The following is a 19443-nucleotide window of genomic DNA, read 5'->3' as shown; positions in this document are numbered from 1 at the left end:
GCGAACGGTCTTCGGGATCTGAGGATGTCTCGGGAACCTGTACCCGCATACTCAGGCTCATGGAACGAGTTCGCGTGGACGCGTTCGCCGTCGCCGCATCAGTGCTGGCCATGGTCATGGTGGTCGTGTACTTCTCGGTGACGCAAGAACAGGCGGGTCGACCGGCCGCCTGGGCGGTCGCTGTGTTGATCGGCGGTGCCGCTGCGGCCGCCTATGGCGCGGTGGAGAAGGTCCCGTACGGGCGGGCGGTTCTCCTGCTCGGCGGACTTTCTCTGGTCGCGTTGGGTGTGCTGGCAATCCTCACCATCGGCCTGCCGATCTTGCTGGCCGGGGCCCTGACCCTGGTGGCCGGAATCCGCCGGAAGCGCGTCCAGACGCCCTGACGAACGTCACTGAACTCGGCGGGACCGCACAGCCGGGCCCTGGACCGCGCGGACGGGCCCTGGACCGGCCGACGGCGGCATGAGCGGATGCTGTGTCTTGTTCCCGCGGACTGCCTGCCGTACAGTTTCCTGTACAGGAGGCCTACTGTGAAGACGATGAGCTACACCGAGTCGCGCGCCCGCTACGCCGAGGTGCTCGACGGCGTCATCAACGACCGCGAAGAGGTGGTCATCACTCGTTCAGGTCACGAGTCCGTCGTCATCGTCTCGCTCGAGGACTACGAGTCCCTGCGCGAGACCGCTTACCTGATGCGTTCCCCGGCCAACGCCCGGCGCCTCCTCGACGCCATGGAGCGTCTCGAGGCCGGCCGCGGTCAACCGCACGAGCTGATCGAGACGGACTGACGTGCTCCTCGTCTGGGACGAGAACGCGTGGGACGACTACCTCTGGTGGCAGGCCCAAGACCGGAAGGTTCTCAGACGGATCGACACGCTCCTGACCGACGTTCAGCGCAACGGCAACGAAGGCATTGGAAAGCCAGAGGCACTCAAGCACGACTTCGCCGGCTACTGGTCGCGACGCATCACCGACGAGCACCGTCTGGTCTACAAGATCCACGGCAACGAGGTCCGCGTCGCCGCCTGTCGCTACCACTATGGATGACCTGCTCAGCGGCGGGCCCCGCGGAATCCCAGCCCTGGTGACCGGGATTCCCCGGAAGCGCGTCCAACGCACTGATGAACGTCACTGAAGTCGCGGGGACCGCACTGCCGGAGCCTCGGACCGCGCGGACGGCGGCAGTTCCGATCACCGAGGCCGGTACGCGTCGGCGCGGTGCTCGATGCGTAGGACGACGACCTCGCGCAGGTCGTCGTTGATCCGGTAGAGCACCCCGGTAAGTCCCCCTTCGCACGGCGTAGATGCCCGCCAGATCGCCGCGCAGCGGTTTGCCGACCCGGCGAGGGTTGACCACCAGGGCGCCAGTGAGGAACTCGACGACGGCCGCCGCCACGCCTTCGGTCAACCGGAACTGGATCGCACGGATCGCCGGCGGAGTCAGGACCAGCTCATAGGGTTCCGACCCGCTCACGGGCGCAACGCACGAACAGCCATTCTGATGCTCGTCGAGAAGTGACAGCAGCATCGTGCTGCTCGCTGATGTGATCCTCGGCGACTCTCCGCGTCCTGCCGAGGTTGTCCGAATCTCGGCAGATGAGGATGTCCAACGCCAGCGCGTGGGACACCCCGAACCCGGCATGTCCGCAAACATCACCGTCTGGTCTGGGCACCGAATCGGACACACCCGATCAGACGAACCGGATCACTCGGTTGAGCCGGTCGCGGGTGGCGAAGAACTCCTCGTCCCCCAGGCGCCGGGCCGCCCCGCCGGTGAGCAGCCCGGCCAGGGCGCGGCGCCGCACCGCGTAGGTGGCGGGACGGCGCCATCCGGCCCGGTGCAGCAGGACGACGTCCTCGGCCAGCGCCTCGTCGGGCAGCACGACGACGAGACCGGTGGGCGCGACCCGCCAGCCCTTGACGATCCGCGCGCGCCGGACGAACGCCCGCACCGGCTCCTCCCCCACCGGCAGGCCGGGGCTGACGAGCTCGCTGCCCCGCACGGTCACGGGGGCGCCCCAGTCCTCGGACTGGACGAGGAACAGGCCGGTCGGTCCGAGCGCGACGTGGTCGATCTTCGGCGGATCGGTGATCGGGGCACCGGCCCGTAGTGTCCACTCCCCGGCCTCGGTGGCCACGTCGTGCCACAGCACCCAGGACGAGCCGAGGGCGCCGAGCGTGCGGGCCGTGCTCTCCTCCGCCAGGGCGTCGGCCAGGGCGTGCCGGATCTCCACCGGGGCACGGGCGAGGAGGTCCTCGTCGTAGGGGTCCTCGAGCCGAGCACCTCGCCCGGCCCACTCGCGCACCAGGGTGAGGAAGCGCTGGCGGGACGCTCCGCCCGGGTGGCCGTACGACCGTGCCCGGGACGGCGCCCGGGCGCTGCCGCCGCGGGTCCCCGACGTCCACGTCCGCGTCCCCTCCTCCTCGCGCCCGCCCGGGCGGTGGGGCGCGCCGGCGGCCTCCCGGTCGTAGGCGGCCCGGGCGGCCGGGGTGCCGATGCGCTCCCACGCAACCTGGACGGCGTGGAAGGCCGCCGGGTCGCCGCCGAGGTCGGGGTGGGTCTCCCGCTGACGCCGCCGGTAGGCGCGGCGCAGCTCCGCTGCGGACGCGCGGCGGTCGACGCCGAGCACCGCGTAGGGCGAGTCAGGACCGTCAGGCATCGGGCGAGTCACCGGCTGCCGAGGGCGCGCTCGGCAAGGCGGCGGGCCACGGCGACCGAGTCCACCAGCGGGTGGGCGGCCAGCGCCCGCCACGCGGTGGTCACCGACCCGGTGCGGGCGGCCTCGATGGTGAGCCGCTCCGCGGCCTTGACCGCCTGCAGCCGGGTGGTCATCACCGGGTCGAGGCCCGTGCGCACCGGCAGCGGCCGCACCCCGGCGGCGGAGGCGAGGACGGGCACCTCGACGACGGCGTCCGCGGGCAGGCCCGGGACGACCGCCGTGCCGTCGCCCGCGTCGTTGGCGACGTCGAGGATCATCCGGTGCTCCTCACCGCCGAGCAGTGCCGCCATGAGGTCGACGGCGACCTCGTGGTAACCGCCGCCAAGGTCCTCGGCGCCCCGCTTCCCGGCGTCGGCGCTCTCCCGCTCCGTGGCCATGTAGGTGGCCTCCCGCTCGGCCAGGGCGGCCCGCCACAGCGCGTGCGCCTCGCTGGGCCGCGCGGCGGCGGCGGCGTAGAAGGCTTCCTGCTGCTCGGCGAGGTACTCGCCGCGGGTCCGCGGCGCGGCGGCGAGCGCCGCGACTGCCTCGCGGGCGAAGTCGTAGTAGTAGACGTACTCGTTGGGGATGGCGCGCAGGGCACGCAGCCAGTCCGCTCCCATGAGCCGGGCCTCCTCGATCCCGGCGAGCGCGGCGTCGTCGGCGAGCAGCCCGGGGAGCAGGTCGGTGCCGTCGCGGCGGAGGCCACGCAACCACCCCAGGTGGTTCAGGCCCGCGTAGTCGACCGCGACCTCACCGGTGTCGAACCCGCGCGGGTCGAGGCCCAGGACACGCAGGGCGTTCCGCACGAGCGCGATGGGCGTGTCGCAGATCCCGACCACGCGGTCACCGAGCCGGTCGCGCATCGCCTCGGTGACGATCGAGGCGGGGTTGGTGAAGGTGATCGTCCAGGCCGCCGGGGCGTGCTCGGCGATCTGCGCGGCGAGCGCGTCCACCACCGGCACCGTCCGCAGCGCGTACGCCAGGCCGCCGGGGCCGACCGTCTCCTGGCCGAGGAGACCCTCGGCCATGGCGTCGCGCTCGTCCCGGGTGCGCCCGGCGGTGCCGCCCACACGGACGGCCGCGAAGACGACGTCGGCGCCCGTCAGCGCCTCCGCGGGCTCGGTGGTGGCCCGGACGCGCGGGCCACCGGCGGACCCGGCCTGGTCGAGGACGTCGGTCATCACCGCGAGCCGGCGCGGGTCGGTGTCGAGGAGGACGACGTCGGTGACGTCGACCCGGTCCCGGGCGGCGAGGAGGGCCTGGTGGACGAGGGGCACGCGGAACCCGCCCCCGCCGACGATCGTGAGCATCACGCCCGTCACGCTACCGGTGGCAGGATCGGGACCACCATGAACGCCGACCCCCGCCCCCTCGACCTGCTCGTCACCGGCCAGGTCTTCGTCGACATCGTCTTCACCGGCCTGCCCGAGACCCCGCGCCCGGGCACCGAGGTGTGGGCGAGCGGCATGGGCTCCGCGCCGGGCGGTATCGCCAACCTCGCCGTCGCCGCCGCCCGGCTCGACCTGCGCACCGGTCTGGCCGCCGCGTTCGGCGACGACGCCTACGCGGACTGGCTGTGGACGGTCCTCGGGGAGCAGGAGGGCGTCGACCTCTCGGCCGCACGCCGCTACCGGCACTGGCACTCCTCCGTGACGGTCTCGGTCGCTCTCGACGGCGACCGGTCGATGATCACCCACGGTCACCCCGACCCCGAGCCCGCCGCGGTCCTCGCCGCGGCCGCACCGCCTGCGCGCGCCGTCGTCGTCGACGTCCTCGCCGGGGGTGAGCCCTGGTGGCGCCCCCGTGCGGACGCCGGCGCCCTGGTGGTGGCCGACGGCGGCTGGGACACCACCGGCCGGTGGGACCCCGCCCGGCTCGCCGCCGCGCTGGGAGGGTGCGCGGTCTTCACCCCCAACGCCGACGAGGCGATGGCGTGGACGCGCACGGACTCCCCCGCCGCCGCGGCCCGGGCCCTGGCCGAGCACGTGCCGCTCGCGGTGGTCACCCTCGGCGCCGACGGCGCCCTCGCGGTGGACGCCGCCACCGGCGCCGAGGTCCGGGTGGAGCCCCTGTCCGTGGTGGCGGTGGACCCCACCGGCGCCGGGGACGTCTTCACCGCAGCCCTGGTCACGGCCACCCTGCAGGGCTGGGAGCTGGAGCAGCGCCTGCGGTTCGCGGTGCTGTGCTCGGCGCTCGCCGTCCAGCACTTCGGCGGCTCGCTCGCCGCACCCGGGTGGGGCGACCTCGCCGACTGGTGGAGCGCCACCGTCGCGGCGGCCCGCACCGGCGACCGCACCGCCCGGGCCACCGCCGAGCACTACGCGTTCCTCGGTGAGGCTCTGCGGGGCCACCCCCTCGCCCGGGTCCGGCGGGCCGAGGCCACCCTCGCGCGGTTCTCCGACGCCCAGCCGGGCGGGGGTCCCGCCCCGACCCTGCGCGACCACTGACCCTTCCGCACCACCGAGGACACCATGGACACCACCCGCCTGCGCCTGCCCGGCCACGACGTCCTCGAGCACACCCTCACCGTGCCCCTTGACCACACCGCCCCCGGCGGGGAGCGGATCGAGGTCTTCGCCCGCGAGATCGTGCGCGACGGCGGCGCGGACCGCCCGCACCTGCTCTACCTCCAGGGCGGCCCCGGCGGCCGGGCGGACCGGCCCGCCCGGATTACCGGCTGGGTCGACCGCGCCCTGGACGACTTCCGCGTCGTCCTGCTCGACCAGCGGGGCACCGGCCGCTCGACCCCCGCGGACGCCCTGACCGTCCCCGCGTGCGGCGACGCCGAGGCCCAGGCCGACTACCTCGCGCACTTCCGGGCCGACGCGATCGTCGCCGACGCCGAGGCCCTGCGCGCCGAGCTCACCGGCGGCCGGCCGTGGTCGGCCCTCGGGCAGTCCTACGGCGGGTTCGTCCTGACCACCTACCTCTCCCGGGCCCCGCACGGCCTGCGCGAGGTGCTCGTCACCGGCGGCCTGCCGGGACTGACCGCGAGCGCCGAGGAGGTCTACCGCCTCACCTACGCCCGCACCGCCGCGCGCAACCTCGAGTACCTCGCCCGCTACCCGGCGGACGAGCAGGCCCTGCGCGACGTCGCGCGGCACCTGGCCGACACCGAGGAGCGCCTGCCCACCGGCGAGGTCCTCTCCGCCCGCCGCCTGCGCCAGATCGGCATCCGGCTCGGCGCCGACCTCGGCTTCGACGCGCTCCACCACGTCCTCGAGGCACCGTTCGTCACCGTCGGCGGCACGCGCCGCCTCGCCCGCTCCTTCCTCGCCGACGCCGGCGCCCTGCTCAGCCACGCCACGAACCCGCTCTACGCGGTCCTGCACGAGCCGATCTACGCGCAGGGCTCGGCCACCCGCTGGGCGGCCCACCGCCTGCGCGAGGAGTGGGACGGCTTCGCCGAGGACGCCGACCCCGCCGACACCTCCCGGCCGTACCACCTCACCGGGGAGCACGTGTACCCCTGGCAGCTGCGGGAGGACCCGGCCCTCGCCCCGCTCGCGGACGCCGCCGACCTCCTCGCCGCCAAGGCCGACTTCCCCGCCCTGTACGACCCGGAGGTGCTGGCCGCCAACGAGGTGCCCGTCGCCGCGGCCGTGTACGTCGACGACATGTTCGTCCCGCTCGAGCTCTCCCGCGCCACCGCCGCCGCGGTGCGGGGGCTGCGGCCGTGGGTGACGAACGAGTACCACCACGACGGCATCCGCTCCGACGGCGAGCGGATCCTCGACCGGCTGCTCACCCTCGCCCGCCAGTGAGGGCGGCCGCCCGCCGAGGGGTGACGGCCCGCGGCGTGACCAGGGGCGCCGCCGCGCCGTGGAAGAATCGGGGACCATGAGCCAGACGCCCACCACCCGCGACGCCGAGACCCTCCCGCCCCCGTCGGCACCGGACAAGGTCAGCCTCGAGGGCCTCGAGGACCGGTGGAACGCCGCGTGGGAGCAGGAGCAGACCTACGCCTTCGACCGCACCGCCACGCGTGAGCAGGTCTACTCCATCGACACCCCGCCGCCGACCGTCTCGGGCTCCCTGCACGTGGGGCACGTCTTCAGCTACACCCACACCGACGTCGTCGCCCGCTTCCAGCGCATGCGCGGCAAGTCGGTCTTCTACCCCATGGGCTGGGACGACAACGGCCTGCCCACGGAGCGGCGCGTCCAGAACTACTTCGGGGTCCGCTGCGACCCGTCCCTGCCCTACGACCCCGACCTCGTCCCCCCGCACGTGGGCGGGGAGGGCAAGAGCGTCCGGGCCGCCGACCAGGTGCCGGTGAGCCGGAAGAACTTCGTCGAGCTGTGCGAGCGCCTCACCGCCGAGGACGAGCAGCAGTTCGAGGCGCTGTGGCGCCACCTCGGCCTCAGCGTCGACTGGCGCCAGCACTACCAGACGATCGGCGCCGACGCCCGGCTCGTGGCGCAGGCCGCGTTCCTGCGCAACCTCGAGCGCGGCGAGGCCTACCAGGCGGCCGCCCCGGGCCTGTGGGACGTCACCTTCCAGACCGCCGTCGCCCAGGCCGAGCTCGAGGCGCGCGACTACCCGGGCTTCTTCCACAAGGTGGCGTTCCACCGCCCGGACGGCACCGACGTCCACATCGAGACGACGCGGCCCGAGCTGCTGCCCGCCTGCGTGGCCCTCATCGCCCACCCCGACGACGAGCGGTACCAGCCGCTGTTCGGCACGACCGTCACCTCCCCGGTCTTCGGCGTCGAGCTGCCCGTCCTGGCGCACCCGGCCGCGGAGATGGACAAGGGCGCCGGCATCGCCATGTGCTGCACCTTCGGCGACCTCACCGACGTGCAGTGGTGGCGCGAGCTGGACCTGCCCACCCGCCCGGTCCTCGGGCGCGACGGCCGGATCCTGCGCGAGACCCCCGAGTGGATCACCGACCCCGCCGGGCAGGAGGCCTACGCCGAGATGGCGGGCAAGACCGCCTTCTCCGCCCGCACCGCCGTCGTCGACGCCCTGCGTGACTCGGGCGACCTCGACGGCGAGCCGGCCCCCACCCAGCGCAAGACGAACTTCTACGAGAAGGGCGACAAGCCCCTCGAGATCGTCACCTCCCGCCAGTGGTACATCCGCAACGGCGGGCGCCCCCACACCGACACCGACGGCACCGACCTGCGCGAGAACCTCCTCGCCCGCGGGCGGGAGCTGGACTTCCACCCCGACTTCATGCGCGTGCGCTACGAGAACTGGGTCGGGGGGCTCAACAGCGACTGGCTCGTCTCGCGCCAGCGCTTCTTCGGCGTCCCGATCCCCGTCTGGTACGCGGTGGGCGCCGACGGCGAGGTCGACCACGACCGGGTCCTGACCCCCGAGGCCGCCCAGCTCCCGGTCGACCCGAGCACCGACGTCCCCCCGGGCTACACCGAGGACCAGCGCGGCGCGGCCGGCGGTTTCGTCGGCGAGGTCGACATCATGGACACCTGGGCGACGTCCTCCCTCACCCCGCAGATCGCCGGCGGGTGGCTGCGCGACGAGGACCTCTTCGCCCGCGTCTACCCCATGGACCTGCGCCCCCAGGGCCAGGACATCATCCGCACCTGGCTGTTCTCCACCGTGGTGCGCGCCCACCTGGAGTTCGGGGCGCTGCCGTGGCGGCACGCCGCGGTCTCGGGGTGGATCCTCGACCCCGACCGCAAGAAGATGTCCAAGTCCAAGGGCAACGTCGTCACCCCCATGGGCCTGCTCGAGGAGCACGGCTCCGACGCCGTGCGCTACTGGGCCGCCTCGGCCCGGCTGGGCACCGACGCCGCGTTCGAGGTCGGCCAGATGAAGATCGGCCGCCGCCTGGCGATCAAGGTCCTCAACGCCAGCAAGTTCGCGCTGACCATGGCCGGGGACGACCCGCTCGTCCTCGACCCGGCGGCCGTGACGGCCCCGATCGACCGGGCGATGCTCGCCGGGCTGGCCGACGTCGTCGAGACGGCCACCGCCGCCCTCGAGGCCTACGACCACACCCGGGCGCTGGAGGTCTCCGAGACCTACTTCTGGACCTTCTGCGACGACTACCTCGAGCTGGTCAAGGACCGCGCCTACAACCGCGACGGCGTCCTGCCCGCCGCCGACGCCGCCTCCGCCCGCTCGGCCCTGGCCCTCGCGGTGGACACGTTCCTGCGCCTGTTCGCCCCGGTGCTGCCCTTCGCCACCGAGGAGGTGTGGCGCTGGTACCGGCCCGGCTCGGTCCACCGCGCCGCCTGGCCGGAGGCCGCCCCGCTGCGCGCCGCGGCGGCCGACGGCGACCCCGCCCTCATCGGCGCCACCGGGCAGGCCCTCGCGGCCCTGCGCAAGGTCAAGTCCGAGGCGAAGGTCTCCCAGCGCACCACGTTCGCCCGGGTCCGCCTGGCCCTGCCCGCCGCCCAGGTGGGCGCCGTCCAGCAGGCCCTGACGGACCTGCGGGCCGCCGGGCGGGTGCGCGGGGACCTGGAGATCCTCGGCTCGGGCGAGACCGAGGCGGTCGTCACCGAGCACGAGCTCGACGAGCCGGAGCAGCGGCGCTGACCGCGCCGGCAGCCCCACGACCGCTCGACCCGGACGACCCGCAGGAGACCCGCACCACGTGACCACGCAGACAGCCACGCCAGGATCCGGCCTGGCCACCCCGGAGATGTCGATCCCCACGATCCTGCGCGACCGCCTGGCCGCGACGCCCGAGAGCACGATCTTCGAGCGCCAGAGCGCCCTCGGCTCGGAGTTCGTGCCCGTCACCACCCGGGTGTTCGCCGACGAGGTACGTGCCGTCGCCAAGGGCCTGGTCGCCCTCGGCGTCGAGCCGGGTGACCGCGTGGCCATCATGAGCCGCACGAGCTACGAGTGGTCCGTGCTCGACTTCGCCGCCTGGTCGGCCGGCGCCGTCCCGGTGCCGATCTACGAGACGTCCTCGGCGAGCCAGGTGGAGTGGATCGTCTCCGACGCCGGCGTGCGGCTGGTCTTCACCGAGACCCGGGCGCAGGCCGCCCTCGTGCCGGCCGGCCCCGAGGTCCGCGTCATCGACGACTTCGCGCTCAGCCAGGTGGCCGCGGCCGGCGCCGACGTCCCCGACGAGGAGGTCGTCCGGCGCACCGGGGCCACCGACGGCGCGGCCCTCGCCACGATCATCTACACTTCCGGCACCACCGGGCGCCCCAAGGGCGTCGAGCTCACCCACGGCAACCTCGTCGCGCTCGTCGTCGACGGCGCCCGCGACCCCGAGCTGAGCAAGGTGGTGACGGGCGCCGACAAGCGCACGCTGGTCTTCATGCCGCTGGCGCACGTCTTCGCCCGCTTCGTCCAGGTGCTGTGCGTGTACTCCGGCGCCGTCATGGCGCACGTCCCGGACGCCAAGAACCTCGTGGCCGACCTGGGCGCGTTCCGCCCGACCTTCCTCCTCGCCGTCCCGCGCGTGTTCGAGAAGGTCTACAACTCCGCCGACGCCCGCGCCGGCTCGGGCGCGAAGCAGCGCATCTTCCGGTGGGGCGCGAAGGTCGCCATCGAGTACTCGAGGGCGCTGGACTCAGGCGCCGGGCCCTCGCCGGCCCTGCGCGCCCAGCACGCCGCGGCCGGACGTCTCGTCCACGGCAAGATCCGCGCCGCCATGGGCGGCGACCTCGTCTACGCCGTCTCCGGCGGCGCACCGCTCGGTGAGCGCCTCGGCCACTTCTACCGCGGCATCGGCGTGGTCGTCCTCGAGGGCTACGGCATGACCGAGACCGGGGCCCCCACCGCGGTCAACCGGCCCGGCCAGGTCAAGATCGGCACGGTGGGTCCGGCCTACCCCGGCACCACGCTCGCCGTCGACGACGACGGGCAGGTCATGGTCAAGGGCCCGCACGTCTTCCGCGGCTACCACGGCGCCCCCGAGGCCACCGCGGCCGCGTTCCGGGACGGCTGGTTCCTCACCGGCGACCTCGGTGCGATCGACGACGACGGCTTCCTCACCATCACCGGCCGGCAGAAGGAGATCATCGTCACCGCCGGCGGTAAGAACGTCGCCCCGGCCGTTCTCGAGGACCGTCTCCGCGGGCACCCGCTCGTCTCCCAGGTGGTCGTCGTCGGCGACGCCCGGCCCTTCATCGGCGCGCTGGTCACCCTCGACGCGGACCTGCTGCCGGGCTGGCTGGCCAACCACGGGCTCCCGGCGCTCAGCGTGGAGGAGGCGGCGACCCACCCGGACGTCCTCGCGGCGCTGGACCGGGCCGTGACCCGGGCGAACGAGGCGGTCTCCCGCGCGGAGTCCATCCGCAAGATCCGCGTGCTCACCACGGACTTCACCGAGGCGAACGGCTACCTCACCCCGTCGATGAAGGTCCGCCGGGGCGAGGTCGCCCGCGACTTCGCCGCCGAGATCGACGCGCTGTACGCCTGAGGCCCCAGGCTCCGGGGGGTTCAGGGTCCGGGGCGGTTCGCGCGCCGGGGCGGTTCGCGCGCCGGGGCGGTTCACGCGCCGGGGCGATTCAGGCGCCCGGGCGGCTCACACGCCCCGCCGGCTCACGCGCCGGGGCCGACGCTGCCCGGGACTGCTCCGGCGACGTCGCCGCCGGTGGCGATCGTGTCGGCGATGACCGTGTGGTGCCGGATGACCTCCTCGACGATGAACGCGAGGAACTTCTCGGCGAACACCGGGTCGAGGCCGGCCTCCTCCGCCAGCGCCCGCAGCCGGGCGACCTGACGCTGCTCGCGGGCCGGGTCCGACGGCGGCAGGCTCAGCCTGGCCTTGAGCACCCCGACCTGCTGGGTGCACCGGAACCGCTCGGCGAGCAGGTGCACGAGGGCGGCGTCGATGTTGTCGATCGTGCCGCGGGCGGCCCGCAGCTCGGCCGGCACCTCGTCGGGCTCGGGGCTGGCGTGGATCCCGGGTCGCGTCATGGTGGCGATCCTACGGGCGGCTCCCCGGCGGCGCCGGTGCCGCCCGGTCAGCGGCGGACGGCCGGCGTCGGCGGTCGGGCCGGGGCCGCGTAGCGGTCGAGGACGACGTCGACCAGGTCGGCGGGCGCCTCCTCCGGGAGCAGCAGCGGGGCGCTGACGAGGTCCGCGCCGCACGCGGCCGCCAGGTCGGCGAAGTACCCCGGTGCGAGCAGGTACGTGGCCACCGCCACCCGGGCGCCGGGCCGGGCCCGACGGGCCTCGGCGACGGCGTCCGCGAGCGCCGGCTGAGCCGCGGAGATGAACCCGGCGGTCACCCCCCGGCCGAGCACGCCGGCGAGCATCGTGGCCTGCACGCGGCAGTCGGCGACCGCGCGGGGGTCGGACGAGCCGGCCGCGGCGAGGACGACGGAGTCGCCCGGGCCGAGCCCGGCCTCGCGCAGGCGCCGGGCCAGGATCTCGGCGAGGCGGAGGTCCGGACCGAGTGCCGGCCCGACGACGGCCTCGTGGGCGCCGCGCGCGGCCCGGGCGAGGTCGACGTGCACGTGGTAGCCGGCGGAGAGCAGCAGGGGCACGATGCGCACCGCCCGCTCGCCCAGCCCGGCGAGGGTGACAGGCACGTCGGGCTGCTGGACGTCGACGAACGCCGGCGCCACGACGAGGTCGCGGCGCCGGGCGGCGACCGCGGCCACGAGGCCCGCGACGGCGGCCTGACCATCGGGGGCCGACGTCCCGTGGGAGCAGGCGAGCAGGGCCGGCGCGACCGCGGCACGGGTGCGGGGGTGCCGGCCCACGGGCGGGCGCAGGGTGGTGACCGTGGTCATCCGGCGACCTCCACGTACCCGCCGACCACCCGGGTGGCGAACGTGCGCAGCCGCAGCGCCGGGGAGGTCAGGCACGCGCCCGTCACGAGGTCGTAGACCTCCTTGTGCAGCGGGGAGGTGACGGTCGCCCGCTCGCCCAGCCCGCTGACGTGCCGTGAGCCGGTGATACCGCGGGAGATGACGCACGCCCCGGTGGCGGGGTCGCGGTTGTCGACGGCGAGCACCTCCTCGCCGTCGAGGCGGAACAGCGCCACCTGGTCCCGGCCCACGAGCGCGGCCTCGCCCCAGCCGACGTCGAGGTCGCTCAGCGCGCACACCCTCGACCAGACGACGGTGCGGGGCGGCTCGAGCAGGGTCTCGGTCATGGTCTCGCTCCTGTCGGTTCGGGGACTGCACGGCGAACCTACGGACGGGGTGTTTCGCCGGGCTCATCCCGGTGTTGCGGGTCCGTAAATTTCTCCTCACACCTCTTGCGCCATCGGGTGATCGAGGTGTTACGGCGGTTTAACACGGGCGAGACGGCGGGGAAACCGCGGCTCCGTACGGTCGCAGCATCCGACCGAACCGGAGGAACCGGACATGACCGCAGAGCACCACGTCGTCGTCGTCGGCGGCGGCCCCGCCGCCCACCGCGTCACCGAGGCGCTGCGCGCCCGCGGCCGCGCCGGGACCCGCGTGACCGTCCTGGCCGAGGAGGCGCACCGGCCCTACGACCGGGTCGCCCTGAGCAGGGCACTGACAGGGGACGTCGACCTCACCTTCGACCCGGCGGTGTGGGACGACCCCGCCGTCGAGCTGCGCACCGGGGAGCCGGTGACCGAGATCGACGTCGCCCGCAGGGTCGTGCGCACCCCCACCGCGGAGCTCGCCTACGACGACCTCGTCCTGGCCACAGGCTCCGACGCCGCCCGGCTGCGGATCCCCGGGGCGGAGGCGACGCACGTCTACCGCACCCTGGAGGACGTCGCGACCCTGCGCCGGGAGGTCACCCGGCTGGCCGCCGACCTCGGGCGGCGGCCCCGCGCCGTCGTCGTCGGCGGCGGGCTCCTCGGGCTCGAGGCCGCGGGCGGCGTGCAGGAGCTCGGCGCGGACGCCACGGTGGTCAACGTCGCCGGCTGGCTCATGAACGCCCAGCTCGACGAGGGCGCCGGGCAGGCCCTGGGCCGGCTCATCACCGCCACCGGCATCGACGTCAGGTGCGGCGTCATGCCCGTCGGCGTCGCCCTCGACGACGACGGCGCCGTGACCGCGCTGGAGCTGCAGGACGCCGAGGCGCTGCCGGCGGACCTCGTCATCGTCGCGATCGGGGTCCGGCCGCGAGACGAGCTGGCCCGCGCCGCCGGGCTCGAGCTCGGCCCCCGCGGCGGCGCCGTCATCGACGAGCGGTGCGCCACGTCCGTCCCCGGGGTGTGGGCCATCGGTGAGGTCGCGGCCTTCGAGGGCCGGTGCGTGGGCCTGGTGGCCCCGGCCAACACCATGGCCGAGGTGTGCGCGGAGAACCTCCACGGCGGCGCGGCCACCTTCCCCGGGTTCGACACCGCCACGAAGCTCAAGCTCTCCGGCGTCGACGTCGCCAGCTTCGGCGACGCGTTCGCCGCCACCGAGGGCGCCCTGGAGGTCGTCTACGCCGACCCGGCCCGCGGGATGTACCAGAAGCTCGTCGTCACCGACGACGCGACGACCCTCCTCGGGGGGATCTTCGTCGGCGACGCCTCGCCCTACACCGCGCTGCGGCCCATGCTCGGCCGCGAGCTCGGCGCCGAGCCCGGTGCGTTCCTCTCCGCCGGCGGCGGGGAGGCACCCCAGACCGAGCTGCCCGACGACGCGATCCTGTGCTCCTGCAACAACGTCGCCGTCGGCACCGTCCGCGCGGCGGTGCGCGGCGACGGTGGCGCCGACCCGTGCCGGGACATCGCCGCCCTCAAGGCGTGCACCCGTGCCGGCACGCAGTGCGGCTCCTGCGTGCCGATGCTCAAGAAGACCCTCGACGGCGAGCTCACGAAGGCCGGCGTCGCGGTCTCCACAGCCATGTGCGAGCACTTCGAGCTCTCCCGGCCCGAGCTGTTCGAGGCCGTCCGGGCGCTCGAGCTCACCTCGTTCGAGGAGATCCTCGACCGCTTCGGCGGCGGGCGTGGCTGCGACGTCTGCAAGCCCGCCGTCGCCTCCATCCTGGCCTCCACCGCCGGGGAGTACGTGCTCGACGGCGGCCGCGGCGCCCTGCAGGACACCAACGACCGCGCCCTGGCGAACATGCAGAAGGACGGCACCTACTCGGTGGTGCCGCGCATCCCCGGCGGGGAGATCACCCCGGCCAGGCTCGCGGTGATCGCCCGGGTGGCCGAGCGGTACGGGCTCTACACCAAGATCACCGGCGCCCTGCGGATCGACATGTTCGGCGCCCGGCTCGAACAGCTCCCCGACATCTGGAAGGAGCTCGTCGAGGCCGGCTTCGAGTCCGGGCACGCCTACGGCAAGGCGCTGCGCAACGTCAAGTCCTGCGTGGGGTCCACGTGGTGCCGGTTCGGCGTCCAGGACTCCGTGGCCATGGCCATCCGGCTCGAGCTGCGCTACCGCGGCCTGCGCTCGCCGCACAAGCTGAAGATGGGCGTCTCCGGGTGCGCCCGCGAGTGCGCCGAGGCCCGCGGCAAGGACGTCGGCGTCATCGCCACCGCCGACGGCTGGAACCTCTACGTCGGCGGCAACGGCGGGGCCACCCCCGCGCACGCCCAGCTCCTCGCGAAGGACCTCGACGACGAGACCCTCATCCGCTACATCGACCGCTACCTCATGTACTACGTCCGCACCGCCGACCGGCTCCAGCGCACCGCGCGGTGGATGGAGGAGCTCGACGGCGGCGTGGACCACGTCCACCGGGTCGTCGTCGAGGACTCCCTCGGCATCGGCGCGGACCTCGAGGCCGCCATGGCCAGACACGTGGACACCTACGCCGACGAGTGGGCCGCCACCCTGCAGGACCCGGACCGGCTGCGCCGGTTCCGCTCCTTCGTCAACGCCCCCGCCGAGCCCGACGCGAACCCCGCCTACGTCCTCGACCGCGGCCAGCGGCGGCCGGCCACCGCGGCCGAGCGCGCGGGCGTCCTCGCCGACGGCGTCACCGCCGCCGACGCCGCCGGCCCCGCCCCGGTCCTCGTCGCCGGCGCGTCGATCCCCGTCCGGACCGCGGAGGCCCGCGCATGATCCTCGACGCCGACCTCACCGGCCGCACCGTCCTCGTCCTCGGCGCCGCGCACGCGGCCCGGCGGGCCGTGCGGCGCTACGCCCACGCCGGCGCGGCCGTGCGCACCGTCACCGCGCCTTCCGAGCTGACCGGCGTGGCCGGCACGGAGGTGGCCGGGTTCGACCTGGGGGTCGACCTCGTCGCCGCGGTCGCCGACGGCCAGGACTGGGCCCCGGTGCTGGAGCGCCTGCGGGGCCGGGCCCTCGTCGTCGCCGAGCCGGCGGCGGCGCCGGGCGGCCAGATCGTCCTGGTGGGCGGCGGCCCCGGCGTCGAGGAGCTCCTCACCGTGGCCGCCCGGCGGGCGCTGCGGGAGGCCGACGTCGTCCTGTACGACCGGCTCGCGCCGTGGCAGAACCTCGCCGCGCTCACCCACGGCGCCGAGCTGGTCGACGTCGGCAAGCGGCCCGGCCGCCACGCCGTCCCGCAGGACCAGATCGAGGCGCTCATGGTCGACCACGCCCGTGCGGGCCGGACCGTCGTCCGCCTCAAGGGTGGCGACCCCTACGTCTTCGGCCGGGGCCGGGAGGAGCTCGGGGCGGCGCTGGCGGCGGGCATCCCGGTCAGCGTGGTCCCCGGCGTCACCAGCGCGGTGTCCGTGCCGGCGGCCGCGGACATCCCCGTCACGCACCGCGAGGTCAGCCACCTGTTCACGGTCGTCTCCGGGCACGCCCCGCTCAGCGACGCCGAGCACGAGCACCTGGCCGGTCTCGGCGGCACGATCGTCGTGCTCATGGGGGTGGGCACGCTCCACCACCTTCTCGCCGGGCTGCGCCGGGCCGGGCTCGCGGCGTCCACGCCGGTCGCCGTCGTCGAGCGCGGGTATCGCATCGACCAGACGACGACGTACTCCACGCTCGGGGCGGCCGCCGCCCGGGGGACCCTCGCCGGCTGCGCCAACCCCGCCGTCGTCGTCATCGGCGAGGTGGTCCGGCTCGGCCGGGACTGCCCGGCGGAGATCGCAAGCGCGGTCGGCGTCCTGGCGGGGGCGGGAGCGTGACGGCCGGCGCGGTCAGCCCGCCCGCGGCGGGGACCACCACGACACCCGAGCCGGTCGCGTTCGCGGCCGACCAGCTCGCGGGCTTCCGCATCGCGGTGACGTCCGACCGCCGCGCGCAGGACCTCATCACCGCCCTGGAGCGCCGCGGGGCACAGGTGCTGCACGCCCCCGCGCTGCGGATCGCCCCGGTGGCCGAGGACCGCGAGCTCATCGCGGACACCGGCGCCATCCTCGCGGCCCGGCCGGACGTCACCGTCGTGACCACCGCCTACGGGATGCGGCGGTGGACCGAGGGCGCCGACGCGGCCGGTCTCGGCGAGGAGCTCATGGACGTCCTGGCGGGCTCGCGCATCTTCGTCCGCGGTCCCAAGGCCCGTGGCGCGGTCCGGGCGGCCGGCCTCGACGACACCGGGATCGCCGACGACGAGCGCACCTCCTCGGTGGTGGACATGCTCCTCGCCGAGGGGGTGGCCGGCCGCACGGTGGCCGTGCAGCTGCACGGCTACACCGACGGCCACCAGCTCGACCGCCTCCGCGACGCCGGCGCCACGGTGCTGACCGTCGAGCCCTACCGGTGGGTCCGCCCCGACGGCGTCGACCGGCTGCCACGGCTCGTCGAGGCCGTGGCCACCGCCGCCGTCGACGCCGTCACGTTCACCTCCGCCCCCGCGGTCGACGCCTTCCTCTCCGCCGCCGCCCACGCCGGGCTCACCGACCAGGTGCGCTCGGCCCTCGGCGGCGAGGTCCTGGCGGCGGCCGTGGGCCCGGTCACCGCGGGGCCGCTCGTCGCCGCCGGGGCCCGGCCGGTCGTCCCCGAGCGCTACCGCATGGGCGCCCTCATCCGGCTCGTGTGCGAGCACCTCGAGCGCCGCGTCGAGGAGATCCCCACCCGGCTCGGCCCGGTGCAGCTGCGCGGCCGGTCGGTGGTGCTGGGCGGGGCGGTGGGAACCCTCTCCCCCGCGCCCCTGGCGATCTTCCGGGCCCTCGCCGCCGCCCGCGGCGGCATCCTCAGCCGTCCCCAGCTCATCGCCCACCTGCCCGAGGCCGCGAACGAGCACGCCCTCGACATGGCGATGACCCGGCTGCGGCAGTCCCTGCCGGACCCCCGCCTCGTGGCCACGGTGGTCAAGCGCGGGTACCGGCTGGAGGTGTGACCTCACCACCCGTCGCGGCGGGGGTGAGAGGAAGGTTTCCCAGTCTTCACAGCCCGTCGCCCGGACCGAAACACCGCCTCCCTAGCGTGGGAAGCACCGGATCAACCCCCGCTCCGACCGACCCTGGAGGTCAGCCGTGACCCTGGACCGCACCACCGCAGCCCGCCCCGCCGGGGCACCTCCGTCGTCCGCACCCGCCGGGGCACCTCCGTCGTCCGCACCCGCCGGGGCACCTCCGTCGTCCGCACCGTCCGGGCTGCGCGAGCGCCCGGGCCGCTGGCTCGACGGCTGGGACCCCGAGGACGAGGGCTTCTGGGCCTCCACCGGCCGGTCGATCGCCGGGACGAACCTGCGCTGGTCGATCTTCTGCGAGTTCCTCGGCTTCGTCGTGTGGCAGCTGTGGTCGATCGTGGCCGTCCAGCTGCCGGCCGTCGGGTTCGACCTCACCACCGCGCAGGTGTTCTGGCTCATCTCCATGCCGAGCCTGGTCGGGGCCACCCTGCGGATCCCCTACACGTTCATGGTCCCCCTCGTGGGCGGGCGCAACTGGACGGTCGTCTCGGCGCTGCTCCTGCTCGTGCCGACCGTGGGACTGGCCGTCGCGGTGTCCGACCCGGGTACGTCCTTCGCCACGCTCCTCCTCCTGGCCGGCCTGGCCGGCTTCGGCGGTGGCAACTTCGCCAGCTCGATGGCCAACATCACGTACTTCTACCCGGCGCGGGAGAAGGGCTGGGCCCTGGGCCTCAACGCCGCCGGGGGCAACCTCGGCGCCGCCGTCGCCCAGCTGGTGGTCCCCGTCGTCATCTCCGTCGGCGCGGCGGCGACGCTGAACCTGCCGCTCGCGGGCCTCGTCTGGGTGCCGTTCATCCTGCTCGCCGCCTGGGGCGCGCGCCGGCACATGCACAACCTCTCCCACGCCCGGGGTGACGTCGCCGGCTCGCTGGCCGCACTGCGCGAGCCGCACCTGTGGGTGATGGCGTTCCTCTACATCGGCACCTTCGGCTCGTTCATCGGCTTCTCCGGGGTCTTCCCCAAGCTCATCAACGACGTCTTCCCCGAGTTCTCCTCCTTCGCCGTCGGCGGCGCCGCCCTGTCCCTGGCGTTCCTCGGCCCGCTCGTCGGGTCCCTCACCCGCCCCTTCGGCGGGCGGCTCGCCGACCGGTTCGGCGGGGCCCGGATGACCGTCCTGGCCTTCGCCGTCATGGCGGTGGTCGCGCTGACGGTGGTACTCACCCTCCCGCTCGCGAACTTCTGGCTCTTCCTCGCCCTCTTCCTCGTGCTGTTCACCGCGAGCGGGTTCGGCAACGGGGCGACCTACAAGATGATCCCCACGATCTTCGCCGTGCGAGGCCGCCGGGAGGCCGACGCCGTCGCGTCGGCGGAGAGCACGGCGGACGCCGTCGCGACCGACCACGCGGGGCGCGACGCCGTGGCCCCTCGCCCGGCCGTGGGCAGCGAGCGCAAGGCCTCGGCCGCGCTCGGCCTGGTCTCCGCCATCGGCGCCTACGGCGGGTTCGTCATCCCGCAGGTGCTGTCGGCCTCCGCCGCCGTCACCGGCGCCTACCACGCCGCGTTCTACGGCTTCGTCGTCGCCTACGTCCTCATGCTCGCCGTGACCTGGCTCGTCTACCTCCGCCCCACCTCCGCCTTCGCCCGGGCCGGGGTGTGAGCGTGGGCACCGCCA

The 19443-nt window shown here is 74.7% G+C and carries 16 protein-coding genes; 11 read left to right on the top strand and 5 right to left on the bottom strand.

What is annotated here, in order from left to right; all coding sequences use genetic code 11:
- Positions 1 to 74 precede the first annotated feature (74 nt).
- The 3 genes from AAEM63_RS04920 (at position 75) to AAEM63_RS04910 (ending at position 1047) form a co-directional block, all read left to right on the top strand.
- Positions 75 to 383 carry a hypothetical protein gene (locus AAEM63_RS04920; protein ID WP_341360519.1) on the top strand — a complete coding sequence of 103 codons (309 nt, stop codon included), beginning with the start codon at positions 75 to 77 and terminating at the stop codon, positions 381 to 383.
- A 147-nt stretch (positions 384 to 530) separates the two neighbouring features.
- Entirely contained in the window at positions 531 to 788 is a 258-nt protein-coding gene (locus AAEM63_RS04915; RefSeq protein ID WP_341360518.1) for a type II toxin-antitoxin system prevent-host-death family antitoxin, read from the top strand.
- 1 nt (position 789) lies between these two features.
- A complete protein-coding gene (locus AAEM63_RS04910; protein ID WP_341360517.1) occupies positions 790 to 1047 on the top strand; it encodes a Txe/YoeB family addiction module toxin in 258 nt (85 codons plus the stop codon).
- A 644-nt stretch (positions 1048 to 1691) separates the two neighbouring features.
- On the opposite strand, the gene AAEM63_RS04905 is transcribed toward AAEM63_RS04910, so the two are convergent.
- A complete protein-coding gene (locus tag AAEM63_RS04905) occupies positions 1692 to 2660 on the bottom strand; it encodes a DnaJ domain-containing protein (RefSeq protein ID WP_341360516.1) in 969 nt (322 codons plus the stop codon).
- A gap of 8 nt (positions 2661 to 2668) precedes the next feature.
- Positions 2669 to 4009, bottom strand: coding sequence for a 6-phospho-beta-glucosidase (locus AAEM63_RS04900; RefSeq protein WP_341361314.1), 1341 nt, complete (start codon positions 4007 to 4009; stop codon positions 2669 to 2671).
- 39 nt (positions 4010 to 4048) lie between these two features.
- Between AAEM63_RS04900 and AAEM63_RS04895 the strand changes: the two genes are divergently transcribed.
- The 4 genes from AAEM63_RS04895 (at position 4049) to AAEM63_RS04880 (ending at position 11049) form a co-directional block, all read left to right on the top strand.
- Positions 4049 to 5146, top strand: a complete 1098-nt coding sequence (locus tag AAEM63_RS04895) for a PfkB family carbohydrate kinase (RefSeq protein WP_341360515.1) — start codon at positions 4049 to 4051, stop codon at positions 5144 to 5146.
- A gap of 24 nt (positions 5147 to 5170) precedes the next feature.
- Positions 5171 to 6463, top strand: coding sequence for an alpha/beta fold hydrolase (locus AAEM63_RS04890; protein ID WP_341360514.1), 1293 nt, complete (start codon positions 5171 to 5173; stop codon positions 6461 to 6463).
- A 76-nt stretch (positions 6464 to 6539) separates the two neighbouring features.
- Complete coding sequence (valS, locus tag AAEM63_RS04885; protein WP_341360513.1) at positions 6540 to 9206, top strand: valine--tRNA ligase; 2667 nt, start codon at positions 6540 to 6542, stop codon at positions 9204 to 9206.
- A 106-nt stretch (positions 9207 to 9312) separates the two neighbouring features.
- Positions 9313 to 11049: an AMP-dependent synthetase/ligase gene (locus AAEM63_RS04880; protein WP_341361313.1), complete on the top strand. Its 1737-nt coding sequence runs from the start codon at positions 9313 to 9315 to the stop codon at positions 11047 to 11049.
- A gap of 122 nt (positions 11050 to 11171) precedes the next feature.
- On the opposite strand, the gene AAEM63_RS04875 is transcribed toward AAEM63_RS04880, so the two are convergent.
- Genes AAEM63_RS04875 through nirD form a run of 3 tightly spaced genes read right to left on the bottom strand, consistent with a single transcriptional unit; the run spans position 11172 to position 12735 of the window.
- Positions 11172 to 11549, bottom strand: a complete 378-nt coding sequence (locus AAEM63_RS04875) for a chorismate mutase (RefSeq protein WP_123917543.1) — start codon at positions 11547 to 11549, stop codon at positions 11172 to 11174.
- 47 nt (positions 11550 to 11596) lie between these two features.
- Entirely contained in the window at positions 11597 to 12370 is a 774-nt protein-coding gene (locus AAEM63_RS04870; protein WP_341360512.1) for a CbiX/SirB N-terminal domain-containing protein, read from the bottom strand.
- Positions 12367 to 12735, bottom strand: a complete 369-nt coding sequence (gene nirD, locus AAEM63_RS04865; RefSeq protein WP_341360511.1) for a nitrite reductase small subunit NirD — start codon at positions 12733 to 12735, stop codon at positions 12367 to 12369. The genes AAEM63_RS04870 and nirD overlap by 4 nt, the downstream gene beginning before the upstream one ends.
- Positions 12736 to 12949: 214 nt before the next feature.
- On the opposite strand from nirD, the gene nirB reads away from it, so the two are divergent.
- From nirB to AAEM63_RS04845, 4 genes are all read left to right on the top strand, one after another.
- Complete coding sequence (nirB, locus tag AAEM63_RS04860) at positions 12950 to 15568, top strand: nitrite reductase large subunit NirB (RefSeq protein WP_341360510.1); 2619 nt, start codon at positions 12950 to 12952, stop codon at positions 15566 to 15568.
- The gene (gene cobA, locus AAEM63_RS04855) at positions 15565 to 16605 is read left to right on the top strand and encodes a uroporphyrinogen-III C-methyltransferase (RefSeq protein WP_341360509.1); all 1041 of its coding nucleotides are present in this window, start codon (positions 15565 to 15567) and stop codon (positions 16603 to 16605) included. Before nirB ends, cobA begins: the two co-directional genes overlap by 4 nt.
- On the top strand, positions 16602 to 17759 hold the full coding sequence (locus AAEM63_RS04850) for a uroporphyrinogen-III synthase (protein WP_341360508.1): 1158 nt from the start codon (positions 16602 to 16604) through the stop codon (positions 17757 to 17759). Before cobA ends, AAEM63_RS04850 begins: the two co-directional genes overlap by 4 nt.
- 256 nt (positions 17760 to 18015) lie before the next feature.
- A complete protein-coding gene (locus AAEM63_RS04845) occupies positions 18016 to 19428 on the top strand; it encodes an MFS transporter (protein WP_341361312.1) in 1413 nt (470 codons plus the stop codon).
- Positions 19429 to 19443: the final 15 nt, after the last annotated feature.

The sequence above is a fragment of the Georgenia sp. M64 genome (assembly GCF_038049925.1).
GTDB lineage: Bacteria > Actinomycetota > Actinomycetes > Actinomycetales > Actinomycetaceae > Georgenia.
The sequence above is the reverse complement of the archived record's forward strand: the minus strand, read 5'-3'. Positions and strand labels throughout refer to the sequence as shown.

Coding starts and splice junctions, on each gene's coding strand:
- AAEM63_RS04880 (WP_341361313.1), top strand. CDS start 9,313: ATGTCGATCCCCACGATCCTGCGCGACCGCCTGGCCGCGACGCCCGAG.
- AAEM63_RS04895 (WP_341360515.1), top strand. CDS start 4,049: ATGAACGCCGACCCCCGCCCCCTCGACCTGCTCGTCACCGGCCAGGTC.
- nirB (WP_341360510.1), top strand. CDS start 12,950: ATGACCGCAGAGCACCACGTCGTCGTCGTCGGCGGCGGCCCCGCCGCC.
- AAEM63_RS04875 (WP_123917543.1), bottom strand. CDS start 11,549: ATGACGCGACCCGGGATCCACGCCAGCCCCGAGCCCGACGAGGTGCCG.
- AAEM63_RS04890 (WP_341360514.1), top strand. CDS start 5,171: ATGGACACCACCCGCCTGCGCCTGCCCGGCCACGACGTCCTCGAGCAC.
- cobA (WP_341360509.1), top strand. CDS start 15,565: ATGATCCTCGACGCCGACCTCACCGGCCGCACCGTCCTCGTCCTCGGC.
- AAEM63_RS04900 (WP_341361314.1), bottom strand. CDS start 4,009: ATGCTCACGATCGTCGGCGGGGGCGGGTTCCGCGTGCCCCTCGTCCAC.
- valS (WP_341360513.1), top strand. CDS start 6,540: ATGAGCCAGACGCCCACCACCCGCGACGCCGAGACCCTCCCGCCCCCG.
- AAEM63_RS04870 (WP_341360512.1), bottom strand. CDS start 12,370: ATGACCACGGTCACCACCCTGCGCCCGCCCGTGGGCCGGCACCCCCGC.
- nirD (WP_341360511.1), bottom strand. CDS start 12,735: ATGACCGAGACCCTGCTCGAGCCGCCCCGCACCGTCGTCTGGTCGAGG.
- AAEM63_RS04905 (WP_341360516.1), bottom strand. CDS start 2,660: ATGCCTGACGGTCCTGACTCGCCCTACGCGGTGCTCGGCGTCGACCGC.